This is a genomic window from Flectobacillus roseus, assembly GCF_030056595.1.
In the GTDB taxonomy this organism is placed as follows: Bacteria; Bacteroidota; Bacteroidia; order Cytophagales; family Spirosomataceae; genus Flectobacillus; species Flectobacillus roseus.
This window is the reverse complement of sequence record NZ_JASHIF010000008.1, coordinates 456,084-463,314: the sequence shown is the minus strand read 5'-3', so window position 1 is coordinate 463,314 and position 7,231 is coordinate 456,084. Positions and strand designations below refer to the sequence as shown.

Annotated in this window: 6 protein-coding genes; 5 read left to right on the top strand and 1 reads right to left on the bottom strand. The window is 35.4% G+C overall.

Annotated elements, in window-relative coordinates; translation table 11 throughout:
• Window positions 1-361: 361 nt before the first annotated feature.
• Complete coding sequence (locus tag QM524_RS10890; RefSeq protein WP_283344602.1) at window positions 362-1,015, top strand: ABC transporter ATP-binding protein; 654 nt, start codon at window positions 362-364, stop codon at window positions 1,013-1,015.
• 236 nt (window positions 1,016-1,251) lie between these two features.
• Here the strand turns inward: QM524_RS10890 and QM524_RS10885 are convergent, their stop codons facing one another.
• Window positions 1,252-1,659: a VOC family protein gene (locus tag QM524_RS10885; protein WP_283344601.1), complete on the bottom strand. Its 408-nt coding sequence runs from the start codon at window positions 1,657-1,659 to the stop codon at window positions 1,252-1,254.
• 750 nt (window positions 1,660-2,409) lie between these two features.
• Between QM524_RS10885 and QM524_RS10880 the strand changes: the two genes are divergently transcribed.
• The 4 genes from QM524_RS10880 (at window position 2,410) to QM524_RS10865 (ending at window position 7,222) form a co-directional block, all read left to right on the top strand.
• Entirely contained in the window at window positions 2,410-3,747 is a 1,338-nt protein-coding gene (locus tag QM524_RS10880; RefSeq protein ID WP_283344600.1) for an O-antigen ligase family protein, read from the top strand.
• Window position 3,748: 1 nt separating this feature from the next.
• Window positions 3,749-4,897, top strand: coding sequence for a glycosyltransferase family 4 protein (locus tag QM524_RS10875; RefSeq protein WP_283344599.1), 1,149 nt, complete (start codon window positions 3,749-3,751; stop codon window positions 4,895-4,897).
• Between the two features lie 115 nt (window positions 4,898-5,012).
• Window positions 5,013-6,071 carry an acyltransferase family protein gene (locus QM524_RS10870; RefSeq protein WP_283344598.1) on the top strand — a complete coding sequence of 353 codons (1,059 nt, stop codon included), beginning with the start codon at window positions 5,013-5,015 and terminating at the stop codon, window positions 6,069-6,071.
• A complete protein-coding gene (locus QM524_RS10865) occupies window positions 6,068-7,222 on the top strand; it encodes a glycosyltransferase (RefSeq protein ID WP_283344597.1) in 1,155 nt (384 codons plus the stop codon). The genes QM524_RS10870 and QM524_RS10865 overlap by 4 nt, the downstream gene beginning before the upstream one ends.
• The last annotated feature ends 9 nt before the right edge of the window (window positions 7,223-7,231 follow it).

Here is a 7,231-nt window from a genome sequence, read left to right as displayed (position 1 = left end):
TCATAGAACAGGAAATCGGTGCCAAAATGCTTTGACACCGATTTATCGATTGAGAACGGCCATCCAAAACATGCTATGGTGCTACTTCGCACAACAAAATTCGGGATGACTCATGTTTTGTTTTTTATGATATTTCCTTTTTTAGAAATAATATCGTTTTTTTGTTTTCAGAAAATGTATGTTTGGGGCATATTCCCATGAGCGCAACCTATATTTGGCATTTGGTTTTTAGCTATGGACTTTCGGCAAAAATATTTCTCATCAATTGATAGAAGCCTTTTTTGCCTAATGCCTATTGCGGGTAAAGTTGAAATGATTTTACCCACCAACTTGTCATGGTAAAACTAAAGTAAATTATAGCATGTTAATAGCAAAAAATATCATAAAGCGCTACGCTTCCTTACAAGTACTCAAAGGGATAGATCTAAATATCAATAAGGGTGAGATTGTCTCAATTGTAGGGGCATCAGGCGCTGGGAAAAGTACCTTGTTGCATATACTTGGCACACTAGACCAGCCAGATACAGGAAGTTTACTTATTGATGGGCAAGATGTGACTCAATTAGGAGAGAAAGCCTTAGCTACTTTTAGGAATGAAAAAATTGGCTTTATTTTTCAATTTCATAACTTATTGGGTGAATTTTCTGCTTTAGAAAATGTATGCATGCCTGCTTTTATTAGTGGTAAAGGTGATAAAGCTACTAAAGAAAGGGCAGAGGAGTTATTGGTGATGTTGGGTCTAAAAGATAGAATCAACAATCTACCCTCGCAGATGTCTGGAGGAGAGCAACAGCGTACAGCGGTGGCCAGAGCCTTGATGAATGCTCCAGCAATTATTTTTGCCGATGAGCCGTCAGGAAATTTAGATTCAAAAAATGCACAGGAGCTACATGAACTATTTTTTACCCTTAGAGATAAATTTCAGCAAACTTTCGTAATCGTGACTCACAACGAAGAATTAGCCAATATGGCAGATCGAAAGCTTATCATGCAAGATGGTTTAATCGTAAAATAATCTTCAACAAACATGAGTCATCCCGAATTTTAAGATTAGGGTTATTCTCCAAATTTTTAACAAAAAAGGGGTCGGAAAATATTTTTCGACCCCTTTTTTGATGCTACCATTCCAGATTTTATTCAGCTCAAGACGTAATCATAACGTCTCTACTACTAGAATACAAATTTTTACATAATCACTCATCCGCTCAATCACTAAATCGCTAAATTCGGGCTGACTCATGTTTAGTTATATTAGCTAGTTCTGCCTCCTACGATTTTATCATATTCGGTATCATAAGGCTCCCAAAGCTCAATTTTGTTGCCTTCAAGGTCTAAAATATGTACAAATTTACCAAACTCAAGTTCTTCTATCTCATCCAAAATAGTGACACCTTCAAGGCGGAGTATTTCTACTAATTCTCTCAAATTATCGACACGATAATTAATCATAAACTCCTTATTAGACGGCGAGAAGTATTGAGTGCTCTCAGGGAAAGGACTCCATTGAGTGAAGCCTTTTTGTTCGTCTACTTGACGCCACTCAAAGTTGGTTCCGTATTCATCGGTGTTAAAGCCTAGATGCTCTTCATACCAATCCTTTAATTGTTGTGGATCTTTACATTTAAAAAAGATACCACCGATTCCTGTCACTCTCTTCATTTATTATATGTTGTTAACTTGGATTTTAGACTAAGCAAGGGGGATGATTCCAAATTTACCATTTAGGACTCAAAATATGATACAATTTCTATGAAAAAAACAGAGATAAACTAATAGTAATTGATTGAAATTCAATTGTCTGTAGAAAAGCTATAACAGAGATGGAAATTTAGCAAGTAAGTGGGTCACATTAAATAAATTGTACAGGTAATAGGTATCAGACTTTAGGCTACAGGAAATAAGAATCAAAGTATTTCTAACGACCTTATTCATATATTTTTGCTGATAGCCTATAGCTTAAAACTGAATGCAATGTGAAAACTAATTGTTTGCGGACATAAAGTTTTGATAATAGGAATATTATACATTTAAACCTAAAGCTGTATGAAGGATTTTAACAATTACGGATTTGAGATTTCTAATTTCGGAAATAAAGTACAATACCTATATTTTTTACAAAATATAGAAGGTTATTCTTCCGAAATCCCATATCCGATATCCGAAATAGATAGACAGTTTTAGCATCCTTCTTGCACTATTAACTCAACATCTAGCATCTATGCTTAGGAATCCATGTCAATACTGATAATGAAAAGGCAATGTGAGAAATAGAATTAAGTAGATTGACTTAGAAGTTTGAGCAAATCAAATACTAAGTTCATGAAGGGATTATTTACTTTACACACAGATTCGTATTAAATTGCGTGTTGTTTGGTAAGATAGTGTGGTCGATTCGTTATTTTTGCAAAGATGAAACTTTTTGATTTTAAATATACACGCCAATCCATTGGTATTTTCCTCGTATTTATGGGGTCTCCTTTGATTTTCTTTTTCAAGGAGACATTAGGATTTGGTGGTTCTTCAGCCTTTACTGTAGCAGGTTTCTGCTCTGGTTTTGTATTTATGGTGTCAACAGATACCTTTAAAAAATTCTACAAATTAAATACGCCTATTTTTCGATTGGGGCTGATTTTTACCCTAATCTCGCTTATTTATTTTTATGCTTATAACGAAGTTTATACAGATAGTTATGTCGTGGGGAGGGATATCGCCAACTATATATTAATTGCTGTATTCTTCTTTATGTTAGTATCGGTACCTAATGAGGTTAAGGACTATTTTTTACCCGTAACAGTAGCCCTGACATTTTTAGGAAGTATATGTTTGATATACTCAATGGCCACCAACCCCTTGTTTGTATTAGGACAAAGGGCAACAGTTGTGTTTGGAGACGGAACATCTGCAAGTAATGGTAATCCGCACGTATATGCAAGAAATGCTTTTGCAGGGATTTTTGCATCCTATTTTATGTTTCAGACACGAAACTCTCTTTGGAAGCTTTTTTGTATTGCCAATTTTCTTATTTCACTGGCTATTTTGGTCATGGCGCAGGTACGTACAATCTTATTAGCATTCTTCATGGCTGTGGCATTGTACGTTTATTATAACTCATCTCCTTCGAGTATTAAGAATGCAATAAAAGGTTTTTTTAGTCCTCGAAATATATTGATTATGTTGCTACTGTTTGCTGGAGTCGTTTATTACTTTATGACGCATCAGCAGTTGTTAGATATTTTAATCAACTATTATGATAACTCAAGTACCGCTCTCACAAAAGCTATTTTAACAGCAGCGGGTATGGCCGATGAAAAGACTATTGACTATTCGGCTATGGGGCGAGTAGGTAACTTTGAGTTTTTCAAATCGATTCTATATGGTGAGCCACAATCTTTGATTTTGGGGAAAGGATATAGATTTTGGTACATGGATATGCCGATAGTGGAGGCTTTGTTGGATTATGGTATCATCGGATTGTGGAGTTTTGGATTAATGAATTTGTTGATTTTAAAGGAATCATTAAAAGCTATGAAAGCTAGAAATAATCCATTCACGATGTTTCTTGCTTATTTTTATTTGACTTACTTCTTAGGACTTTTTACGGGTGGACGACCAAACGATACGCCATATTGGTTTGTATTTGCGGTAATGATTCGTTTTATGGGAGTGACCTATCTTGATTTATTACCAAAAGGAACAACGTCTTCTGTAGAAAACAGCAATCCAACAAGTCCTGCGACACAAGTTTAAAATGAAAGTTTTGATTATTCATAATGTGCTATGGGCACATTACAAGTCTTTGATTTTTGATGAATTGCAAGAGATTAGTCATCAAAACAAAGATTTAAGTTTACTTGTCGTTCAGATTGCCACTACAGAGCGTAGTCGTCTTTCGATGGGTAGTTTAGACCGTTCTGGTATTAAGTACCCGTATGAGTTGATAGAGGATGGCATTTTAGAGGATGTACCTCTCAAGAAAAGAGTTACAGGTATGCTTGCTGCTATCAGACGTTTTAAACCTGATGTAGTAAATATCACAGGATATTATGATCTGGCGTTTTGGGTTGTACTATTTTACTGTAAAATAGTTGGAATCAAAACCATTCTCTCAAATGAGTCAACTGCTGGTGACCACCAGAGAAAGGGGCTTAAAGAGCAGATAAAGGCTTTTTTTGTACGACAATTTGATGGTTTTTTCAATTTTGGCTCACTCTCTGCTCAATATATGCTAGATCTTGGAGCCAAAACAGAGCAATTGCTGGTGAATAAAAATTGTGTTGATAATAAAAGTATTCGGACAATTTATGATGAAGCCAAGATAAATAGAGAAGACGCACAGGTACAATTAGGATTAGCCAAGAAGAATTTTATTTTTGTTGGCAGGCTTATTCCTTTTAAAAACCTTCCCTTGCTGCTCGAGGCATTTAATGAAGCTTTAAGCAAATCTAAGGGCGGTTGGGGACTAATACTCTTGGGAGAGGGAGAGCAAAAGGCTGAGCTAGAAAAAATCATATCAGATAACAACTTTCAAGGAATTACTTTTCTGCCAAGCGTAGGTTGGAGAGAAGTACCAAAATATTTGGCCTTATCGGATGTATTGGTTTTGCCAAGTTATTCAGAGCCTTGGGGCTTGGTCGTCAACGAAGCTATGGCTTGTGGAATGCCAGTAATTGTTTCAGAAAAATGTGGTTGTGCTCCAGATTTAGTGCAAAATGGTAAAAATGGCATTTCGATTAATCCTTATGATGGTAAAAGTTTAACAGATGCGTTGAATTTTTTTATCGAAAATCCTACTAAAATCGAAGTGATGGGACGTGTTTCCAAAGAAATTATTGAGGAATATACTCCACAAAAAGTTGCACAAGAGATGTATTTAGGATTCAAACGGTGTTTGAAATAATCTCATATTTTACCATTTGTATTTCTAATTCAACTATTCTTGCATAAATATTGAACCCAAAGGCAGTGAAAAAATATCTCATATATGCCTTCTCTTTCTGTCTTTCTCAGCAAATATGTCTCAAAAAAAATTAATAAATTCCATTCAAATACTCCGAGGTGTCGCAGCGGTTGTGGTCTTGGTTTATCATGTATCGGGTTACATGAGAGTGCATTATTCCCAAACTATTTTTGGCGATATTTTTCGAATAGGATTTGCAGGAGTTGATTTGTTTTTTGTAATAAGTGGTTTTATCATTTATTTTACGGCAAAGGATTATTTGAATAAGCCCAGTAAATTTAAGGATTATTGGAAAAAACGGATCATACGAATTTTTCCAATATATTGGATTGTTGTGCTAGGAATTCAATTGTTACAATGGATATTGGCCAAACAATTAAAAGTGGCAAGTTTTGCCACAGAATATGCCGGTGGCTTCCTACAGCATTTGGGTACATATACTTTATTCCCACATCATGTAGCCGTTGATCCTGTTACATGGACATTGAGTTATGAATTATATTTTTATGCGCTGTTTTCATTACTAATCCTATCTCGAAAATTATGGGTGATTCCTGTGTTAGTGCTGTTGTTATCTATTCATAATTCTATTTTTCATCCAGTTCTAGACCCTTCAAAAGGCTTATCTTACTACAATTATCTGTTTAGCAATTATAATTATGAGTTTTTGCTTGGTGTTATAATCTGTCATTTTTTCGATAAAATACGCTTCACGCCGATTGCATCCTATATAATGTTAGGATTTGCTTTAGTCATTATTGCTGTTGGAGGGTATGATGTAGGAGATTATGATAACTTTAAAAGAATCATGATATTTGGTACGTCTGCTTCTTTGATTTTGGTAGGAACACTAAGCTTAGAACAGGCAGGCAAGTTAAAAACACCTTCGTTTTTAATGTTATTAGGTAGTGCATCCTACGTTCTGTATCTAATACATTTCCCGTTTTTATTGATTTTAAATAGAATTCCCAATATGTTTGGCGTGACTTTAGATGCCTTACAGATGTCGATATATAATTATGTGGTGGTGGTCATCAATATTTTGGTGGCAGTGTTTTTGCACAAAAAATTAGAATTACCACTAACCTCTTATTTAAGCAAAATTTTCAAGTGAGTCAATCTTTAAGAATTTTACATATTTGTGCCTATACTTGGGATATTGGTGGCCCCCCAAAAGTGATTTACGACAATGCAGTTGTGCAATTAGCTAATGGTGCAGAGGTTACAATATTGACTCCTATTTCTGAAGGTCAAAAACTATATCCCGTACCTGATGGTGCACAGATTGTATGTTGTAAGCGACACGGTTTAGCTCGTATTTGGGCAGAGTTTTCTCCTGAGTTATACCAATGGTTGAAAAAGCACGGAGAAAAATTCGATGTGATACATATTCATGGTATTTGGCATTTTGGTAGTGTAGCGCCGTTTTTATTGAATTTGAAAGTGGCAAAATGTATTACCGTACATGGCTTATTAGACCCTTGGGCGTATCGAAATGGCTATTGGAAAAAGAGATTATTTAGATGGCTTTTTCAGAAAAATGCATTACAAAAAGCTGAAATGATCCATGTTTTCAATGCAGATGAGTATCGAGATGTTACGAATTTTATAGGGGAGAGTCACCCCAATATTGTCATGATTCCGAATGGTATTGATTTAAAACCTTTCGAGAATTTACCAGACAAGGGATATTTTGCACAAGAACTGGGTTTTTCAGGAGATAAAAAGGTTATCTTATTTTTGAGTAGAATCAATATCAAGAAAGGACTAGATTTGCTGCTTCCTGCGGTGAAAGATTTAGCCAAAGAGCGAGAAGATTTTATTTTAGCCTTGGCTGGTCCTGACGATGGGTATCTGGAGCCAACCCAAGATTTCATCAAACAGCATCAGGCAGAATCATATATCCAATGGATTGGTATGAAGACTGGACAAGAAAAATTGGCGGCCTTTGCTGATGCAGATATTTTTGTATTACCCTCGCATTCGGAAGGATTCTCAATTGCGACTTTAGAGGCTTTAGTTTCAGGAACTCCTTCGGTATTATCTGATAAGGTTGGCTTTGCTGACAATATCATAGCCACAGAATCCGCTATTATAGTTGACCTTGATTCTGACTCTATCAAGAATGGTATTAATCGTCTTCTTGATGATACTGAGTTAGCAAACAAGATTGCTAAAAATGGACAACATTTGGTCAGAACTCAATATGATATTCGCGTCGTAGGAAAACGTATCATGAATGAGTTTTTTAAAATTATGAAATAAACCATTGCA

Bases quoted from the DNA above. Each gene is read 5' to 3' on its own strand.
- QM524_RS10890 (WP_283344602.1), top strand. From the start codon at position 362: ATGTTAATAGCAAAAAATATCATAAAGCGCTACGCTTCCTTACAAGTA.
- QM524_RS10885 (WP_283344601.1), bottom strand. From the start codon at position 1,659: ATGAAGAGAGTGACAGGAATCGGTGGTATCTTTTTTAAATGTAAAGAT.
- QM524_RS10880 (WP_283344600.1), top strand. From the start codon at position 2,410: ATGAAACTTTTTGATTTTAAATATACACGCCAATCCATTGGTATTTTC.
- QM524_RS10875 (WP_283344599.1), top strand. From the start codon at position 3,749: ATGAAAGTTTTGATTATTCATAATGTGCTATGGGCACATTACAAGTCT.
- QM524_RS10870 (WP_283344598.1), top strand. From the start codon at position 5,013: ATGTCTCAAAAAAAATTAATAAATTCCATTCAAATACTCCGAGGTGTC.